Source organism: Pseudomonas sp. 9.2(2024) (assembly GCF_039695385.1).
GTDB lineage: Bacteria > Pseudomonadota > Gammaproteobacteria > Pseudomonadales > Pseudomonadaceae > Aquipseudomonas > Aquipseudomonas paraglycinae.
On record NZ_CP155585.1, the window covers coordinates 2,065,522 to 2,081,914 of the forward strand.

Genomic DNA, 16,393 nt, shown 5'->3' on the forward strand with positions numbered 1-16,393 from the left:
GCAGTACCTAACGAAGACGGTAAAAAGCATGAATCTTCACGAGTATCAGGGTAAGCAGCTGTTCGCTGAATACGGCCTGCCAGTTTCCACTGGTTTCGCAGTAGACACCCCGGAAGCAGCAGCAGAAGCTTGCGACAAAATCGGCGGCAACGAGTGGGTTGTCAAAGCCCAGGTTCACGCCGGTGGTCGCGGTAAAGCGGGCGGCGTCAAGCTGGTTCGCAGCAAAGAAGACGCCAAAGCCTTCGCACAGCAGTGGCTGGGCAAGCGTCTGGTGACTTACCAGACTGACGCCAACGGCCAGCCAGTCACCAAGATCCTGGTTGAATCGTGCACTGATATCGCTAAAGAGCTGTACCTGGGCGCTGTCGTTGACCGTTCGAGCCGTCGCATCGTGTTCATGGCCTCCACCGAAGGTGGCGTGGACATCGAGAAAATCGCTCACGACACTCCAGAAAAAATTCTGAAAGCCACTATCGATCCACTGGTTGGCGCTCAGCCATTCCAGGGTCGCGAGCTGGCATTCCAGCTGGGTCTGGAAGGCAAGCAGGTTGCTCAGTTCGCCAAGATCTTCGTAGGTCTGGCCAAGCTGTTCAAGGATCACGACCTGGCTCTGCTGGAAGTGAACCCGCTGGTGATCAAGGCTGATGGCGATCTGCACTGCCTGGATGCCAAGATCAATATCGACGCCAACGCAATGTACCGTCAGCCCAAGCTGAAGACTTTCCACGATCCGTCGCAGGACGATCCGCGCGAAGCGCACGCTGCCAAGTTCGAACTGAACTACGTAGCGCTGGAAGGCAACATCGGCTGCATGGTGAACGGTGCCGGCCTGGCCATGGGTACCATGGACATCGTCAACCTGCACGGCGGCAAGCCAGCCAACTTCCTCGACGTAGGCGGTGGTGCTACCAAAGAACGCGTAACCGAAGCTTTCAAAATCATTCTGTCCGACAGCAATGTCGCTGCAGTACTGGTTAACATCTTCGGCGGCATCGTTCGTTGCGACATGATTGCCGAAGGCATCATCGGTGCAGTGAAAGAAGTCGGCGTGAAAATCCCGGTTGTTGTTCGTCTTGAAGGCAACAACGCTGAACTGGGCGCTAAAGTACTGGCAGAAAGCGGTTTGAACATCATCGCTGCTACCAGCCTGACCGACGCTGCTCAACAAGTCGTTAAAGCTGCGGAGGGCAAGTAATGAGCGTCCTGATCAATAAAGACACCAAAGTAATCTGCCAGGGCTTCACCGGTGCGCAGGGTACTTTCCACTCCGAACAAGCCATTGCCTACGGCACCAAAATGGTTGGCGGCGTGACTCCAGGCAAAGGTGGCACCACTCACCTGAACCTGCCTGTGTTCAACACCGTGAAAGAAGCTGTAGAAGCCACTGGCGCCACCGCCAGCGTCATCTACGTTCCGGCTCCTTTCTGCAAGGACTCGATCCTGGAAGCAGCTTTCGGCGGCATCAAGCTGATCGTCTGCATCACCGAAGGCATTCCTACCCTGGACATGCTGGACGCCAAAGTTAAGTGCGACGAGCTGGGTGTTACCCTGATCGGCCCTAACTGCCCAGGCGTGATCACCCCAGGCGAATGCAAGATCGGCATCATGCCAGGTCACATTCACTTGCCAGGCAAGGTCGGTATCGTTTCCCGTTCCGGCACCCTGACCTACGAAGCTGTGAAGCAGACTACTGACGCCGGTTTCGGTCAGTCGACTTGCGTCGGCATCGGTGGTGACCCGATCCCGGGTTCGAACTTCATCGACATCCTGAAGCTGTTCCAGGAAGACCCGAAGACCGAAGCGATCGTCATGATCGGCGAGATCGGCGGTTCGGCTGAAGAAGAAGCGGCTGCCTACATCAAGGCCAACGTGACCAAGCCGGTTGTTTCCTACATCGCTGGTGTGACTGCTCCTCCGGGCAAGCGCATGGGCCATGCTGGCGCAATCATCTCCGGCGGCAAAGGCACTGCAGACGAGAAATTCGCTGCTCTGCAAGACGCAGGCGTGAAAACCGTGCGTTCGCTGGCAGACATCGGCAAGGCCCTGGCCGAGCTGACTGGCTGGGAAGTGAAGAAGTAAGCTTCGGCTGACTTCTCTGCTCCAGCAACAAAGGCCACCTTCGGGTGGCCTTTGTCGTTTCTGGCGTTGGGGTGGACGATGGCGATTTATAAGCACTCACCCAATAACATGCAAAAACGCGACACAGAAACGTCGCGTATCGGATAGTTCGCCCTCTAACAGTGCGTTTGTCGGGCAAATTCGTTAGGCTAGCCGCCATTTTGCGTCTGCCGCCCACAAGGCATGCAACGCGCTAAACGGGTCAGTCTTATACGGATTGACAGCATTTCCCTAACCCCACAGGGAAATCCCCCTCTAAATTCCGATTCAGTAGTGTGGTATTTCCTTAATGAAAGTTTTGAAAGGTCAGGACATCCTGGCACTTGGCTTTATGACATTCGCCCTGTTCGTCGGGGCCGGCAACATCATCTTCCCGCCTATCGTCGGTTTGCAGTCCGGGCCAAACGTCTGGATGGCGGCGCTGGGCTTCCTGATCACGGCGGTCGGTCTGCCGGTGGTCACTGTGGTCGCACTGGCCAAGGTTGGTGGCGCAATGGACGCCCTGAGCAGCCCGATCGGCAAGATCGCCGGTGGTGTACTGGCTGCAGCGTGCTATCTCGCGGTCGGTCCGCTGTTCGCCACCCCGCGTACCGCGACCGTTTCCTTTGAAGTGGGGCTGGCGCCGTTGACCGGCGAGAGCCCGCTGGCACTGTTCCTCTACAGCTCGGTGTACTTCCTGCTGGTGTTCTTCATTTCGCTCTACCCTGGGCGTCTGCTGGACACCGTCGGTCGCTTCCTCGCGCCGCTGAAGATCATCGCCCTGGCTGTGCTCGGCATCGCTGCGTTCGCACTGCCGGCCGGTGATATCGGTGTGGCTACCCCGGAATATGTCGCGGCACCGTTCTCCCAAGGGTTCATCAATGGTTACCTGACCATGGATACCCTGGGCGCGCTGGTGTTCGGCATCGTCATCGTCAACGCGATCCGCTCCCGTGGCGTCGAGTCGCCGGCGCTGATCACCCGCTACGCGATCATCGCCGGGCTGATTGCCGGTGTCGGTCTGGCGCTGGTGTATGTCAGCCTGTTCCGTCTGGGTTCCGGCAGCCATGAAGTGGCGGCGGGCGCGACCAACGGCGCGGCGGTGCTGCACGCTTACGTGCAACACACCTTCGGTTCGCTGGGCAGTGGCTTCCTTGCCGTGCTGATCTCCCTGGCGTGCCTGGTGACCGCTGTCGGCCTGACCTGCGCCTGTGCCGAATACTTCAGCCGCGTACTGCCGCTGTCGTACAAGACCCTGGTGATCATCCTGGCGGCGTTCTCGCTGCTGGTGTCCAACCTGGGCCTGACCAAGCTGATCGCGTTCTCGATCCCGGTGCTGACCGCAATCTACCCGCCGTGCATCGTGCTGGTGGCGCTGAGCTTCTGTGCAGGGTTCTGGCATGAGCAGAGCCGCATCATGGGCCCGGTGATGCTGGTGTCGTTCGTGTTCGGCACCATCGATGCGTTGAAAGGCGCCGGTCTGGCGGACTGGATGCCATCGCAATTGGCCCACCTGCCGCTGAGCGAGCAAGGTCTGGCGTGGCTGGTGCCGTGCGTGATGACCCTGGTGGTTGCCGTGGTTTGCGACCGCCTGCTGGGCAAGCGCGCCGAAGCACTCGCCTAAGATTGCCGAGCCGCCACAAGCGGCTGCCGAGCGATTAAACAGAAATGCCCCGTATCAATCGATACGGGGCATTTTTTATGGGCTTAAGGCAGTGTCTTTTTCCCTCGACTAACGTCGAAGGGGAGCCGAAATCTTCATCACAGGGAATTGCATGTCGTTCATCCAAGCCAACCTGATTCATCTGCTGGCCGCGCTCTGGTTTGTCATCTGTTGGGGCGGTTACACCCGTTATGCCACCTGGAAGGCCCGTGACACCGCGTGCCTGGCCAGCGTGCTGCACCTGTACCGCGAAGACTGGATGCGCCGCATGCTGCTGCGTGACAACCGCATCGCCGACGCCAGCGTGATCGGTAACCTTGAGCGCAACGCCTCGTTCTTCGCCTCCAGCACGCTGATTATCCTGGCGGGCATCCTGACCGTGCTCGGCGCTTCAGAGCGCGCGGTGTCGCTGCTAGCGGACATTCCGATGGTGCAACAGGCCTCTCAGGGCATGTCGGAGATCAAGTTGCTGTGCCTGGCGCTGGTGTTTGTGTATGCCTTCTTCACTTTCAGCTGGTGCATGCGCCAGTACAACTTCGCCGCCATTCTGGTCGGCTCGGCCCCGATGATCGGTGAGCGGCAGGTGTCGGAGCAGGAGCGCAAGGCGTTCGCCTCGCGGGCGGCTCGAGTGATTTCGATGGCGGCCAACCAGTTCAACTTCGGTCTGCGTTCCTACTACTTCGGGATGAGCATGCTGGCGTGGTTCGTCAGCCCGTGGCTGTTCATGTTGATGAGCGCAGGCGTGGTGCTGGTGTTGTATCGCCGGGAGTTTCATTCCGACGTGCTCGATGTAATGGTCTATACCCCTACAGAGGCGCCATTGCCCGAAGCGAACAAAGAGGCTGCTTGATGAGTATTCCGTTCTGGTGTGTGTTTATCAGTGCATTGTTGATCTACGTGGCGCGGATGCCGGTCGGCAAGGCCATGAAAGAGCAGGGTGGTTACAACAACCATCTGCCGCGTCAGCAACAGGCGCAACTCACCGGTTACGGGGCCCGGGCGCTGGCGGCACATCAGAACAGCATCGAAGCCTTCATCCTGTTTGCGGTTGGTGTGCTGATGGCGCATACCACGCAGACGGCGGGATGGCTGATCGATACATTAGCGATCATCTTCGTGATCTCAAGGATTTTCTATTTGTGGTTTTATCTGGCGGATATTCCAAAATTGCGCAGTCTGGTCTGGCTGGTCGGCTTAGTGTGTTCATTGTTGCTGATGATTAGTCCGACTTTTAGAACAGTCTTGCTCTAAGCCGGCACTGGCAAAAAATGACCGGCAAAAGAAAACCCGCACTTGGCGGGTGTTCTTTTTTGCCATCGAGAAGCGGCTTATTGCTTCTTGGCAGCTTCTTCTTGCGCTGCAGCGTTCGATTCGGCCTGAGCTTTGGCAGCTTCGGCGTTTTCTTTCGCTGCGTCGTTCACTTTTTCCTGAGCTTTGTTCATGTCTTGCTGAGCTTGTTCAGCATGTTGGTTGGCATCTTGAGCTTTGTCCTCGGATTTTTTATCGCAGGCAGCGAGACCGAGGGAAGCGGTCAACATCAAGGCAATAGCTAAAGTCTTACGCATGGGGTGTTTCTCCTTATGGAAAATAACTACTGGCCTTAAGAGCTCAGGCCCAAGGCTTAAGTTCCTCATTTCTTTCAGATATATAAGTTTGTTTTGCAGTGGAACTTTTGCTGTTCTTTCCACTACTGGGAATGACGACTAACAAGAGTAATTATCAAATGGCCGAAAACCCCGTTTTTGAGCGTGCGACACGGTTTCTCTCGGCCTTGCGCCACTGTCAGGTGCTGGGATTGAAGGTGCACAGCGCAAGTAGCGAAGGCCTGACGGTGGTGCTGCCGTACAGTGAGCAAATCGTTGGCAACCCGCTGACTGGCGTCATCCACGGCGGAGCGATCACGTCATTGATGGACACTGCGTGCGGTATGTCGACCCTGTGCGTGCTGCCGGAATTCGAAGTCTGCCCGACCCTCGATCTGCGCATCGACTACATGCACGCCGCCGAGCCGCATAAAGACGTCTATGGCTTCGCCCAATGTTATCGAGTCACCACCGATGTGATCTTCGCTCGCGGTTTCGCCTATCAGGATGATCCCGAGCAGCCGATTGCCCACGTCGTCGGCACCTTCATGCGCATGGGCAAAGGCCTTAAAGGCACCAAAGGCTTTGGTGGCGCGATCAAGGGAGAAAAACGATGAGCGATGATTTCAAGCAGCAGCTGCAAGAGGCCCACGAGAAGGGTGACTACGCGCCGCTGCTGAAACTGATCCCCTACGCCGGACTCATCGGCGTCGAGTGCTCGCGAGTCGGTGATGATTTACTGTTCAAGTTGCCGGCCAACAAGGACAACATTGGTAACCCTTTATTGCCGGCGATCCACGGCGGGGTGATTGCCGGGTTCATGGAGCTGTCTGCGGCCCTGCACCTGCTGATTTTCACCGGCGCGCCGGGTGTGCCGAAGATTATCGATTTCTCCCTCGATTACCTGCGGGCCGGGCAGTTTCGCGACACCTGGGCCCGGTGTCAGGTCTGCCGTCAGGGCCGGCGGGTGGCCAACGTCGCGGTCACGGCGTGGCAAAGCACCGAAAGCGAACCGATTGCCACTGCCCGCGCGCACTTCAAAATCGATGAGCCCTTGAAATCCTGAAGCACGCCCCCAACTCACAGAACAACCCGCCGCCGACCAGCAAGGTCGCGGCCAATGCCATCTGATTGGAGTTTGATGACCATGAGTGTGGAAACTCAAAAGGAAACCCTGGGCTTCCAGACCGAGGTGAAGCAACTGCTGCACCTCATGATCCATTCGCTGTATTCCAACAAGGAAATCTTCCTTCGCGAATTGATCTCGAACGCCTCTGACGCCGTCGACAAATTGCGCTTCGAAGCCCTGGCCAAGCCTGAGTTGCTTGAAGGTGGCGATGAACTGAAAATCCGTGTGAGCTTCGACAAGGACGCCAAGACCGTCACCCTCGAAGACAACGGCATCGGCATGAACCGTGACGATGTGATCACCCACCTGGGTACCATCGCCAAATCCGGCACCGCCGATTTCATGAAAAACCTGTCCGGCGATCAGAAGAAGGATTCGCACCTGATCGGTCAGTTCGGTGTGGGCTTCTACTCGGCCTTCATCGTCGCTGACAAAGTTGACGTGTACAGCCGTCGCGCCGGCACCGCCGCCAGCGAAGGCGTGCACTGGTCGTCGAAAGGCGAGGGCGAATTCGAAGTCGCCACCATCGACAAGCCGGAGCGCGGCACCCGCATCGTTCTGCACCTGAAATCCGGTGAAGACGAGTTCGCCGATGGCTGGCGTCTGCGCAACATCATCAAGAAGTACTCCGACCACATCGCGCTGCCGATCGAGCTGCCGAAAGAAGTGGCCGCTGCCGAAGGCGAAGAGAAGCCTGAAGTTGAATGGGAAACCGTCAACCGCGCCAGCGCTCTGTGGACCCGTCCTCGCACCGAAGTGAAGGACGAGGAATACCAGGAGTTCTACAAACACATCGCCCACGACTTCGAAAATCCGCTGTCGTGGAGCCACAACAAGGTCGAAGGCAAGCTCGAGTACAGCTCGCTGCTGTACGTGCCGGCCCGCGCACCGTTCGATCTGTACCAGCGTGAAGCGCCAAAAGGCCTGAAGCTGTACGTGCAGCGCGTGTTCGTGATGGATCAGGCCGAGTCGTTCCTGCCGCTGTACCTGCGCTTCATCAAAGGCGTGGTCGATTCCAACGACCTGTCGCTGAACGTGTCGCGGGAAATCCTGCAGAAAGACCCGATCATCGACTCGATGAAATCGGCGCTGACCAAGCGCGTGCTGGACATGCTGGAAAAACTGGCGAAGAACGAGCCTGAGCAATACAAGGGCTTCTGGAAAAACTTCGGTCAGGTCATGAAAGAAGGCCCGGCAGAAGATTTCGCCAACAAGGAAAAAATTGCCGGTCTGCTGCGTTTCGCATCGACCAACGGCACCGATGGCGAGCAGATCGTCGGTCTGGCCGAGTACCTGGCGCGCGCCAAGGAAGGTCAGGACAAGATCTACTACCTCACCGGCGAAACCTACGCGCAGGTCAAGAACAGCCCGCACCTGGAAGTCTTCCGCAAGAAAGGCATCGAAGTGCTGCTGCTGACCGACCGTATCGACGAGTGGCTGATGAGCTACCTCAGCGAATTCGACGGCAAGACGTTTGTCGACGTCGCGCGCGGTGACCTGGACCTGGGCAACCTGGACTCGGAAGAGGACAAGAAGGCCGCAGAAGAAGTCGCCAAGTCGAAAGAAGGTCTGGTCGAGCGTCTGAAAACCGCACTGGGCGATTCCGTTGCCGAAGTCCGGGTTTCCCATCGCCTGACCGATTCGCCGGCAATCCTGGCGATTGGCGAGCAGGACCTGGGTCTGCAAATGCGTCAGATCCTCGAAGCCAGCGGGCAAAAGGTGCCGGATTCGAAGCCGATCTTCGAATTCAACCCGAGCCACCCGCTGATCGAGAAGCTCGACAACGAGGCCAGCGAAGATCGCTTCAGCGACCTGTCGCACATCCTCTTCGACCAGGCCGCGCTGGCGGCTGGCGACAGCTTGAAAGACCCGGCCGCTTACGTGAAGCGTCTGAACAAGCTGCTGGTTGAACTGTCGGTTTAACCAAGCTGCAGAAAAACCCGCTTCGGCGGGTTTTTTCATTCTGGTGTTCAACCAATCAGGAGTCAGAAATGAGCCAAGTCACTGTACGTTCCGTGGTCTATCAGATTGACGGCCAGCCTTATGAAGGTCGCCTGGCGTTCGACGCCGAGCATAAAGGCGCGCGTCCGGGTCTGTTGATGGCGCCGAACTGGATGGGTGTCAGCGCTGGCGCTGAAGAGATCGCCAAATCGGTGGCGGCCAAGGGTTATGTGGTGCTGATCGCTGACGTGTACGGCCAGGCGGTGCGTCCGCAGAATGCCGATCAGGCCGGTGCGGCGATGATGCCGCTGAAGAATGATCGTGCGCTGCTGCGCAAGCGTATGCAGGCCGCATTCGAGCAATTACAGAAGCAGGGCGAGGCGTCGGTCGATACCTCGAAACTGGCGGTGTTCGGTTTCTGCTTCGGCGGCTGCTGTGCGCTGGATCTGGCTCGCACCGGTGCCTCGGTGAAAGCGGCGGTGTCGTTCCACGGCACCCTGGATTCGCCGAACCCGGCGGACGCGAAGAACATCAAGGGCTCGGTGCTGGTGCTGCACGGTGCTTCCGATCCACTGGTGCCGAAAGAGCAGTTGCCGGCATTTGAAGACGAGATGAACGCTGCTGGTGTGGACTGGCAGTTGCTGAGCTACGGCGGCGCGGTGCACTCGTTCACCGATCCGCACGCCAATGTGCCGGGCAAGATGATGTACGACGCGAAGACCGCAGCGCGTGCGTTCAAGTCGATGCATGACTTGCTGAAAGAAGTGTTCAAGGGCTGAAGCCTAAGAGCAAAAGCCCCTCACCCTAACCCTCTCCCAGAGGGAGAGGGGACTGACCGTAAGTTTCTCGAGAGTTGCATCGACCTGAAAGTGAATCACCGAATCCATAATCGACTCGGTGTTTCAGGTCGATGTATGACATAAGACACCTCGGTCGGCTCCCTCTCCTCCTGGGAGAGGGCTGGGGTGAGGGCAGGCGGTTTAACGCGGTAATTCAATCCGCTCGACTTCCCCCGGCACCGTCGGCCAATCCGCGGCCGCCCACTTGCGCCGCGCCTCATCGATCGCTGCCGGATCGCTCGCGACAAAATTCCAGTTGATCCGCCGTGGCCCGTCCAGTGGCGCACCGCCGAACAGCACCGCGTGGCTGTCGCTTTCGGCGAACAGGCTCATCTCTTCCCCGGCCGGCAACACCACCAGCGCATGGGGTTCGACCGCTTCGCCATTCAATTGCACATCACCACTCAAGACATACAGCGCCCGCTCTTCATGCTCGGTCGGGATCAGCAGTGTGGTCGCGGTTTGCATCTTCAATTCGGCATACAGCGTAGGAGAAAGCACTGGCACCGGTGATTCCAGGCAAAAGCCTGACCCGGCGATCATGCGGATCTGCACGCCGAGGTTATCGCTGACCGGCAACGTGGAAGCCGGGTGGTGGCTGTAATGCCCCGGGCCTTGTTCGTGATCCTTGGGCGAGGCGAGCCAGATTTGCAGGCCGTGCATCTTGAAGCTTTGTTCCCATAGCGGGTCGGGCGTGCGCTCGACGTGAGCGATCGCCGTGCCGGCGGTCATCCAGCTGACATCGCCGGCGCTGACCACCTGATCCGAGCCCAGGCTGTCCTTGTGCTGGATCTGCCCGTCGAACAAATACGTGAGGGTCGACAGACCGATGTGCGGATGCTGTCGAATGTTCATGCCTTTGCCCGCCGGATAAACCGTTTCGAGCATGTGGTCGAAAAACACGAAAGGCCCGACGCTGCGGCATTTGGCTGACGGCAGCGGGCGCAGGATCGGCTGGCCTTCGACGTCTTCGGCGCGCGGGCGGATGATCAGGGGTTGGGTGTCCATGGTCCATTCCAGGCTGAGCGGGTGATGCGTGGAGCATAACCCGCGGTATCGTCGGGGTGATTACTGGCTGTCGAAGCCGACGGGGGCGTGGGTTTCGATGGTGACTTCGCTGGTGGTCATCAGCTTGTGGATCGGGCAGCGATCGGCGACGCGCAGCAGTTCTTCGCGCTGGGCATCGGTGAGCACGCCTTTGAGGGTGAGGGTCACGTGCAGGGCGTATTTGCCTTTCTGTTCCTGGCTGTTGTCGCGTTTGACCTCAACGCCGACGCCGGTCAGCGGGATGTCCTTTTTCTTCGCGTACAGCTTCAGGGTCAGAGCCTTGCAGGCGCCGAGGGCGGCGTCGAAGTAATCGTGCGGCTCCGGAGCCGAGCCTTCGCCGCCGGCGGTCGTCGGGACGTCTGTAAACAGCTCATGCTCATCGATCTGTACGGTGTGGCGAAAACCTTCGGCGGACACGGTATTGACGGTAACGGTCATGTGAACCTCGCAAGCTGTAGGAAAAGGGATTCGATCAAAAAAGACCTTGCAGGTATAGAGCATTTCCCACACAGGCGCGTTCCACTTTCTTGCCGGGTGAACCCTCGTTGCCCGGCGAGGGTCTAGGCTATGCCTGTCTGCCGGAGAATGCTTGTGTCCTTGTTTCGTTTGAGCCTTGCCTGCCTGATGGCTTTCACCGGCGCCGCCAGTGCCCGGGAATACACCTACAGTGACGCGCACCTGCATTACGTGGATTTTTTCCAGGAAACTGCCGGCATGCCGAAATTGCTCACGGCCATGAAGGAAGACTCCATTGAGCACGTGATGATTTCCGGCATTCCCGTGGCGAAGAAATGGCACGAAGACGAGCCGAAGCGCCCGCGTTATTACGCTGGCGATGATGCCGATGCCTATTGGTACAGCGCGACTGACGTGATCGTCGCCGACGCGGTGCAGAAGCTGACACCTGAGCAACGTCAGTACTTTCACCCGTTTCTTTCAGGCTTCAACCCCAACGACAAGAACTCTGCCGCACACATCCAGCGCATGCTCGATCTGTATCCCGGCTTGTGGCAGGGCATCGGCGAGGTCTTCACCCGTCACGACGACCTTACCGCGCTGACCTCCGGCGACACGCCGCGCGCCAACAACGAAGCCATGACCCGCATCTATCACCTGGCCGCCGAACACGATCTGCCGGTGATGCTGCATTCCAACATCACCTCCAAGCGTGAGAAAAATCCGCTGTACCTGAAGGAAATCGAAGAGCCGCTGCGTAATCATCCGCACACCCGGTTTATCTGGGCGCATGCCGGCACCAGTGCTGAAATCCATCGTCATCAGACGCAGCTGGATTTTCTGCTGCCGACCCTTACCCGAATGCTGGAGGCGTATCCGAACCTGTTCATCGATCTGTCGTGGAGCCTGCTGACGCCTTATCTGCTGGACGAAAAGAGCCAGCCGCGAGCCGAGTGGGTGCAATTGGTGGAGCGCTATCCGGATCGCTTCATGATCGGTTCGGACGTGGTCGGGCGATTCAACAAACTCGGCAAGGAAATCCATGGTTTCAAGCCGTTTCTCGACGCCTTGCCTGAGGCGGTCGCGAAAAAAGTCGCACGGGACAACTTCCTGGGGATATTGCCGCGAACAGCGCTCAAGTCCGGCAAAACCGCGCTGAATCGTTAATGCTCCAGGTTCGAAGTATTAAGGCCTTTTGATATCACGTTTTGGTCTTACGCAATTTTCCAAAGGGCCGATACCTTCTAGAGCAACCAGCTGCAGGGTTGATGCAGCGCTTTTGGAAGGAACCAGAGCAATGAGTATCCGTAGTCTCAATATTGCGCCCCGAGCCGGGCTGGGTTTTGGCGTACTGGCGCTGATGGTGTTTGCCCTTGGCGCGTTTGCCCTGCTGCAGATGTCGAACATGCGCGCGCAATCCGACGAGGTCGACAATAACTGGCTGCCCAGCGTGATGGCGGTGGGCGAGATGAGCCAGGACATGTTGCGCCTGCGTGCGCTGACCATGCGCCTGTTGCTTAATCGCGATCCGCAGGCGCTGGATCAGAATGTGGCCAAGCTCAATGATCTGCGCGGTGTGCTGAGCGAAGCCCAACAACGTTACGACATCCTGATCGTATTGCCCGAAGAGCGCGCGCTGTTCGACCGCTTCAAGGTTGCCGAACACAAGTACCTGGAGTTTCAGGCGCAGGTGATGACGCTATCTGCTCAGGGACGAGTGGAGGAGGCGGCCGCCATTCTCAACGGGCAGATGAGCCCGTTGGCGGATGAGATTGCAGTGACCCTGCGTGAATTGGTCGAACTGAACAAGCACAACGCCAACCTCGCCACAGAGGCCGCACGGCTGGTGTTCACCAACTCGCGGGTGTGGGTCGGGGTGATGATCGGCATCACTGCGCTGATTACCATCGCGCTGGCGTTATTGCTGACCCGCAGCATCGTGCTGCCGCTGTCGCAATCGCTCAATGTGGCGGAAGTGGTGGCCGGCGGCGATCTGACCGGGGATATCAGCATTTCCGGCAAGGACGAGCCGGCGCGGCTGCTGCACGCGCTCAAGAGCATGCAGCACAACCTGCGTGACACCATCCGCCGGATCTCGGAGTCCTCCAGTCAACTGGCTTCGGCCTCGGAGGAGTTGAGCTGCGTCACCGAAGACGCCACGCGAGGGCTGCACCAGCAGAGTCTGGAAATTGAACAGGCGGCCACGGCGGTCAATCAGATGACCGCCGCGGTGGAGGAGGTGGCGAGCAATGCCGTCGCGACTTCCGAGGCTTCCCGTGAGTCTGATCGCATTGCCCAGCATGGTCGCGAGCAGGTCCAGCAGACGGTATCGTCCATCGAGTTGCTGGCGGACGATGTCACCGCCAATGCCGCGCAGGTGGAGGATCTGGCGCAGAAGGTCTACAGCATCAGCAAAGTACTGGATGTGATTCGCTCGATTGCCGAGCAGACCAATCTGCTGGCGTTGAACGCGGCGATCGAGGCTGCGCGGGCGGGGGATGCCGGGCGGGGTTTTGCGGTGGTGGCGGACGAAGTGCGGGCGCTGGCCCATCGCACTCAGCAGTCGACGCAGGAAATCGAACAGATGATCGGCGGCATCCAGCAGGGCACCGATTCGGCGGTCAGCTCGATGCAACAGAGCAATGTCCGGGCGCGCTCGACCCTGGAGTTGGCGAAGGCGGCTGGCGTGGCGCTGGAGGAAATTGCTTCGGCGTTCACCTTGATCAACGAGCGCAATCTGGTGATCGCCAGTGCGTCGGAAGAGCAGGCGGCCGTGGCGCGGGAAGTCGATCGCAATCTGATGAACATTCGTGACCTGGCGATGCAGACCTCGGCCGGGGCCAATCAGACCAGCGCTGCGAGTCAGGAGTTGTCGCGGCTGGCGGTGGATCTGAATAGCATGGTCGCCAAGTTCTCGGTTTGATCAGCGTTCGGCAGGCGAAAAAAAGCCCCGCGTTTGCGGGGCTTTTCGTTGAATCAGCTGCCTTTGACCGTCTTGCCGTTGACCGTGCCGTCGAGGAGCATGATGTTGTACTCCTTGCCGTCGGTTTCGACCTGTTGCAGGCGAACCAGCAGATAATCCCAGTCCTTGGCGAACCACAGGACGGTGATGCGCTTGCTTTGTGTCGGGTCGCGAACGCGCTCGACCTTGATCGCATCGATCTGGCCGGCCTTGGTTTCGACTTTTTCCGAACCCAGCACGCGGAAGTCGTAGGTATCGACTTCACCATCATCGACCACCTGATAGCTCATGCTTTTCTTGCCGGCGGCCACGTCATGCTGCAGCGCCAGTTGATAGGTGGATTTGTCGACCATGCCGCGGTTGAGCGGGATTTTCACCGCGTCGCCGCGGTCGGTGCCGGTCACCAGCTTGTTGGCCCAGTCGAAGTCCAGGTCAGCCTTTTTCGCCTTGCCCAGACCACCGCGTTCGAAGTGGTAGGACTGTGGCAGCAGGGTGTCCTTGTCCAGGGTCAGGGTGCTTTCCTCGGACAGGCTGGCAATCATCATCGAGGCCTTGAAGCTGAGCTTCCAGACGCCGTTGGCTTCCTTGGTCAGACTGCGTTCTGCAGTGCCGCTCATGGGCAACTGCTTCCAGTCGGCGGTGTAGCTGGCGGAGAACGGTTGAAGGTCTGCCGCCTGGGCAAAAGGCAGGGCGAGCAGAGCGCAAGCGAAGAGCAGGGCGCGACGCATAAAATCTCCTAGTTTCGAATCAAGTGACCGCTGGCCCCGAGTAGCTGGCCATCCAGTAAAGCACCTTGTTCGCCGAGGCTCAGCCGTCCTTCGGCGAACCAGCGTACGGCCATCGGGTAGATCAGGTGTTCCTGAACGTGAACCCGTTGCGCCAGACTTTGCGGCGAATCGTGCAACTCTACCGGTATTACTGCCTGTACGACCAGTGGTCCGCCATCGAGTTCCTCGGTGACGAAGTGCACGGAGCAGCCGTGTTCGGCGTCGCCGGCTTCCAGCGCGCGCTGATGCGTGTGTAACCCTTTGTATTTGGGTAGCAGCGACGGGTGGATGTTGAGCAGGCGACCCTGGTAGTGACGGACGAAGTCAGCGCTGAGAATGCGCATGAAGCCGGCCAATACCACGAGTTTGGGGTTGAATTCGTCGATCAGTTCGATCAGCGCGGTATCGAAGGCCTCGCGGCCCTCGAATCCCTTGTGATCCAGCGAGCGGGTGGCGATACCCGCGTCACTGGCGCGTTGCAGGCCGTAGGCGTCGGCGCGGTTGGAAATCACCGCAGCGATGCGGACCGGGCTGTCGCCGGTCCGCGTGCTGTCGATCAGGGCCTGCAAGTTACTGCCGGTGCCGGACAACAGCACCACGACATCACAGGTCTGGGACATCAGTGAGCCTTGAGGTTCTTCAGTTCGACCTGAGCCGCGCCTTCGGCAGCGACAGCGATCTGACCGATGACCCAAGGCTGCTCGCCGGCGTCACGCAGGGTGTTCAGGGCCACTTCAACGTGTTCCTGAGCCACGCAGATCACCATGCCCACGCCGCAGTTCAGCACGCGGTGCATTTCGGTTTCGTCGACGTTGCCTTTCTCTTGCAGCCAGTCGAAGACGGCCGGGCGGTTCCAGCTGGCCACGTCAACCACGGCTTGAGCGCCTTTTGGCAGAACGCGCGGGATGTTGTCCAGCAGGCCGCCACCGGTGATGTGGGCCATGGCCTTGACGGCGCCGGTGTCCTTGATCAGCTTGAGCAGCGGCTTCACGTAGATGCGGGTCGGGGCCATCAGCAGTTCGGTCAGTGGCTTGCCGTCGAGCTGAACGGTTTCGATGTCGGCACCGGACACTTCGATGATCTTGCGGATCAGCGAGTAGCCGTTGGAGTGCGGACCGGACGATGGCAGGGCGATCAGGGCGTCACCGGTGGCGACTTTCGAGCCGTCGATGATTTCGGCTTTTTCCACGACACCGACGCAGAAACCGGCCAAGTCGTAGTCTTCGCCTTCGTACATGCCAGGCATTTCAGCGGTTTCGCCGCCGACCAGCGAGCAGCCAGCCAGTTCGCAGCCTGCACCGATACCGGTGACCACAGTGGCGGCCACGTCGACGTTCAGCTTGCCGGTGGCGTAGTAGTCGAGGAAGAACAGCGGCTCGGCGCCGCACACCACCAGATCGTTGACGCACATGGCGACCAGGTCCTGGCCGATGCTGTCGTGCTTGTTCAGGTTAAGCGCCAGGCGCAGCTTGGTGCCCACGCCGTCAGTACCGGAAACCAGCACCGGCTGTTTGTAACCGGCCGGGATCTCGCAGAGGGCGCCGAAACCGCCCAGGCCGCCCATGACTTCCGGGCGCGCAGTGCGCTTGGCGACGCTCTTGATGCGTTCGACCAATGCTTCACCGGCGTCGATGTCTACACCGGCGTCCTTGTAGCTCAGGGAGGGTTGCTTGCTCATGATCCAGGCCTTTAGGGGAGGGGATTCAGGGGTAACGACCGAGTTCAGCGGGAACGCCGAATCCGACAGGGGCGATTGCCTCACGCGAAGTTCGGGGTGCCCGGCTGTTGCCGGTCTGCGAAGGCGCGCGATTTTATCAGGCTTGAGGGGCAGCGGCCATCCTCACGCCGACGGGCAGGGGCATATCGGTGGAAAAATTTTGCAATTGACGCTGTGGGCGACATCACGGGT

17 protein-coding genes are annotated in these 16,393 nt (G+C 59.2%); 11 read left to right on the plus strand and 6 right to left on the minus strand.

Features of this window, described 5'->3' with window-relative positions; all coding sequences use genetic code 11:
• The first annotated feature begins 28 nt into the window (after positions 1–28).
• The 5 genes from sucC to ABFB52_RS09320 all read left to right on the plus strand — a co-directional run bounded on the left by sucC (position 29) and on the right by ABFB52_RS09320 (position 5,011).
• A complete protein-coding gene (gene sucC, locus ABFB52_RS09300; protein WP_007959029.1) occupies positions 29–1,195 on the plus strand; it encodes an ADP-forming succinate--CoA ligase subunit beta in 1,167 nt (388 codons plus the stop codon).
• Positions 1,195–2,079: a succinate--CoA ligase subunit alpha gene (sucD, locus tag ABFB52_RS09305; RefSeq protein WP_011333119.1), complete on the plus strand. Its 885-nt coding sequence runs from the start codon at positions 1,195–1,197 to the stop codon at positions 2,077–2,079. The genes sucC and sucD overlap by 1 nt, the downstream gene beginning before the upstream one ends.
• A 328-nt stretch (positions 2,080–2,407) precedes the next feature.
• A complete protein-coding gene (gene brnQ, locus ABFB52_RS09310) occupies positions 2,408–3,721 on the plus strand; it encodes a branched-chain amino acid transport system II carrier protein (protein WP_085747079.1) in 1,314 nt (437 codons plus the stop codon).
• Between the two features lie 151 nt (positions 3,722–3,872).
• Complete coding sequence (locus ABFB52_RS09315; RefSeq protein WP_085608854.1) at positions 3,873–4,610, plus strand: DUF599 family protein; 738 nt, start codon at positions 3,873–3,875, stop codon at positions 4,608–4,610.
• Positions 4,610–5,011: an MAPEG family protein gene (locus tag ABFB52_RS09320; protein ID WP_064594489.1), complete on the plus strand. Its 402-nt coding sequence runs from the start codon at positions 4,610–4,612 to the stop codon at positions 5,009–5,011. Before ABFB52_RS09315 ends, ABFB52_RS09320 begins: the two co-directional genes overlap by 1 nt.
• 77 nt (positions 5,012–5,088) lie before the next feature.
• Here the strand turns inward: ABFB52_RS09320 and ABFB52_RS09325 are convergent, their stop codons facing one another.
• Positions 5,089–5,325, minus strand: coding sequence for a hypothetical protein (locus tag ABFB52_RS09325; RefSeq protein ID WP_102687970.1), 237 nt, complete (start codon positions 5,323–5,325; stop codon positions 5,089–5,091).
• 158 nt (positions 5,326–5,483) lie between these two features.
• Here ABFB52_RS09325 and ABFB52_RS09330 point away from each other — a divergent pair, with 158 nt between their 5' ends.
• From ABFB52_RS09330 to ABFB52_RS09345, 4 genes are all read left to right on the plus strand, one after another.
• On the plus strand, positions 5,484–5,960 hold the full coding sequence (locus ABFB52_RS09330; protein WP_102687971.1) for a PaaI family thioesterase: 477 nt from the start codon (positions 5,484–5,486) through the stop codon (positions 5,958–5,960).
• Positions 5,957–6,409: a PaaI family thioesterase gene (locus ABFB52_RS09335; protein ID WP_007959014.1), complete on the plus strand. Its 453-nt coding sequence runs from the start codon at positions 5,957–5,959 to the stop codon at positions 6,407–6,409. The genes ABFB52_RS09330 and ABFB52_RS09335 overlap by 4 nt, the downstream gene beginning before the upstream one ends.
• A gap of 81 nt (positions 6,410–6,490) precedes the next feature.
• Positions 6,491–8,395, plus strand: a complete 1,905-nt coding sequence (htpG, locus tag ABFB52_RS09340) for a molecular chaperone HtpG (protein WP_102718433.1) — start codon at positions 6,491–6,493, stop codon at positions 8,393–8,395.
• Between the two features lie 68 nt (positions 8,396–8,463).
• Positions 8,464–9,192: a dienelactone hydrolase family protein gene (locus ABFB52_RS09345; protein WP_129973562.1), complete on the plus strand. Its 729-nt coding sequence runs from the start codon at positions 8,464–8,466 to the stop codon at positions 9,190–9,192.
• A gap of 201 nt (positions 9,193–9,393) precedes the next feature.
• On the opposite strand, the gene ABFB52_RS09350 is transcribed toward ABFB52_RS09345, so the two are convergent.
• Positions 9,394–10,260, minus strand: coding sequence for a pirin family protein (locus ABFB52_RS09350; RefSeq protein ID WP_102718428.1), 867 nt, complete (start codon positions 10,258–10,260; stop codon positions 9,394–9,396).
• Positions 10,261–10,320: 60 nt separating this feature from the next.
• Positions 10,321–10,737 carry an OsmC family protein gene (locus ABFB52_RS09355; protein WP_039769799.1) on the minus strand — a complete coding sequence of 139 codons (417 nt, stop codon included), beginning with the start codon at positions 10,735–10,737 and terminating at the stop codon, positions 10,321–10,323.
• Positions 10,738–10,890: 153 nt separating this feature from the next.
• Here ABFB52_RS09355 and ABFB52_RS09360 point away from each other — a divergent pair, with 153 nt between their 5' ends.
• Both ABFB52_RS09360 and ABFB52_RS09365 read left to right on the plus strand, forming a co-directional pair.
• The gene (locus ABFB52_RS09360) at positions 10,891–11,922 is read left to right on the plus strand and encodes an amidohydrolase family protein (protein WP_178082627.1); all 1,032 of its coding nucleotides are present in this window, start codon (positions 10,891–10,893) and stop codon (positions 11,920–11,922) included.
• Between the two features lie 130 nt (positions 11,923–12,052).
• A complete protein-coding gene (locus ABFB52_RS09365; RefSeq protein WP_240871918.1) occupies positions 12,053–13,678 on the plus strand; it encodes a methyl-accepting chemotaxis protein in 1,626 nt (541 codons plus the stop codon).
• A 53-nt stretch (positions 13,679–13,731) separates the two neighbouring features.
• Here the strand turns inward: ABFB52_RS09365 and ABFB52_RS09370 are convergent, their stop codons facing one another.
• Genes ABFB52_RS09370 through purM form a run of 3 tightly spaced genes read right to left on the minus strand, consistent with a single transcriptional unit; the run spans position 13,732 to position 16,162 of the window.
• Positions 13,732–14,445, minus strand: coding sequence for a DUF3108 domain-containing protein (locus tag ABFB52_RS09370; RefSeq protein ID WP_085747072.1), 714 nt, complete (start codon positions 14,443–14,445; stop codon positions 13,732–13,734).
• 8 nt (positions 14,446–14,453) lie between these two features.
• The gene (purN, locus tag ABFB52_RS09375) at positions 14,454–15,104 is read right to left on the minus strand and encodes a phosphoribosylglycinamide formyltransferase (RefSeq protein ID WP_085608847.1); all 651 of its coding nucleotides are present in this window, start codon (positions 15,102–15,104) and stop codon (positions 14,454–14,456) included.
• Positions 15,104–16,162 (minus strand): phosphoribosylformylglycinamidine cyclo-ligase, encoded by a 1,059-nt coding sequence (gene purM, locus ABFB52_RS09380; RefSeq protein WP_007950393.1) that lies wholly within the window; start codon positions 16,160–16,162, stop codon positions 15,104–15,106. Before purM ends, purN begins: the two co-directional genes overlap by 1 nt.
• Between the last annotated feature and the right edge of the window lie 231 nt (positions 16,163–16,393).

Excerpts from the sequence above, each read along its gene's own strand:
- ABFB52_RS09335 (WP_007959014.1), top strand. The coding sequence starts at position 5,957 with ATGAGCGATGATTTCAAGCAGCAGCTGCAAGAGGCCCACGAGAAGGGT.
- ABFB52_RS09370 (WP_085747072.1), bottom strand. The coding sequence starts at position 14,445 with ATGCGTCGCGCCCTGCTCTTCGCTTGCGCTCTGCTCGCCCTGCCTTTT.
- brnQ (WP_085747079.1), top strand. The coding sequence starts at position 2,408 with ATGAAAGTTTTGAAAGGTCAGGACATCCTGGCACTTGGCTTTATGACA.
- ABFB52_RS09365 (WP_240871918.1), top strand. The coding sequence starts at position 12,053 with ATGAGTATCCGTAGTCTCAATATTGCGCCCCGAGCCGGGCTGGGTTTT.
- sucC (WP_007959029.1), top strand. The coding sequence starts at position 29 with ATGAATCTTCACGAGTATCAGGGTAAGCAGCTGTTCGCTGAATACGGC.
- ABFB52_RS09330 (WP_102687971.1), top strand. The coding sequence starts at position 5,484 with ATGGCCGAAAACCCCGTTTTTGAGCGTGCGACACGGTTTCTCTCGGCC.
- htpG (WP_102718433.1), top strand. The coding sequence starts at position 6,491 with ATGAGTGTGGAAACTCAAAAGGAAACCCTGGGCTTCCAGACCGAGGTG.
- ABFB52_RS09345 (WP_129973562.1), top strand. The coding sequence starts at position 8,464 with ATGAGCCAAGTCACTGTACGTTCCGTGGTCTATCAGATTGACGGCCAG.
- sucD (WP_011333119.1), top strand. The coding sequence starts at position 1,195 with ATGAGCGTCCTGATCAATAAAGACACCAAAGTAATCTGCCAGGGCTTC.
- purM (WP_007950393.1), bottom strand. The coding sequence starts at position 16,162 with ATGAGCAAGCAACCCTCCCTGAGCTACAAGGACGCCGGTGTAGACATC.
- purN (WP_085608847.1), bottom strand. The coding sequence starts at position 15,104 with ATGTCCCAGACCTGTGATGTCGTGGTGCTGTTGTCCGGCACCGGCAGT.
- ABFB52_RS09315 (WP_085608854.1), top strand. The coding sequence starts at position 3,873 with ATGTCGTTCATCCAAGCCAACCTGATTCATCTGCTGGCCGCGCTCTGG.
- ABFB52_RS09350 (WP_102718428.1), bottom strand. The coding sequence starts at position 10,260 with ATGGACACCCAACCCCTGATCATCCGCCCGCGCGCCGAAGACGTCGAA.
- ABFB52_RS09320 (WP_064594489.1), top strand. The coding sequence starts at position 4,610 with ATGAGTATTCCGTTCTGGTGTGTGTTTATCAGTGCATTGTTGATCTAC.
- ABFB52_RS09355 (WP_039769799.1), bottom strand. The coding sequence starts at position 10,737 with ATGACCGTTACCGTCAATACCGTGTCCGCCGAAGGTTTTCGCCACACC.
- ABFB52_RS09325 (WP_102687970.1), bottom strand. The coding sequence starts at position 5,325 with ATGCGTAAGACTTTAGCTATTGCCTTGATGTTGACCGCTTCCCTCGGT.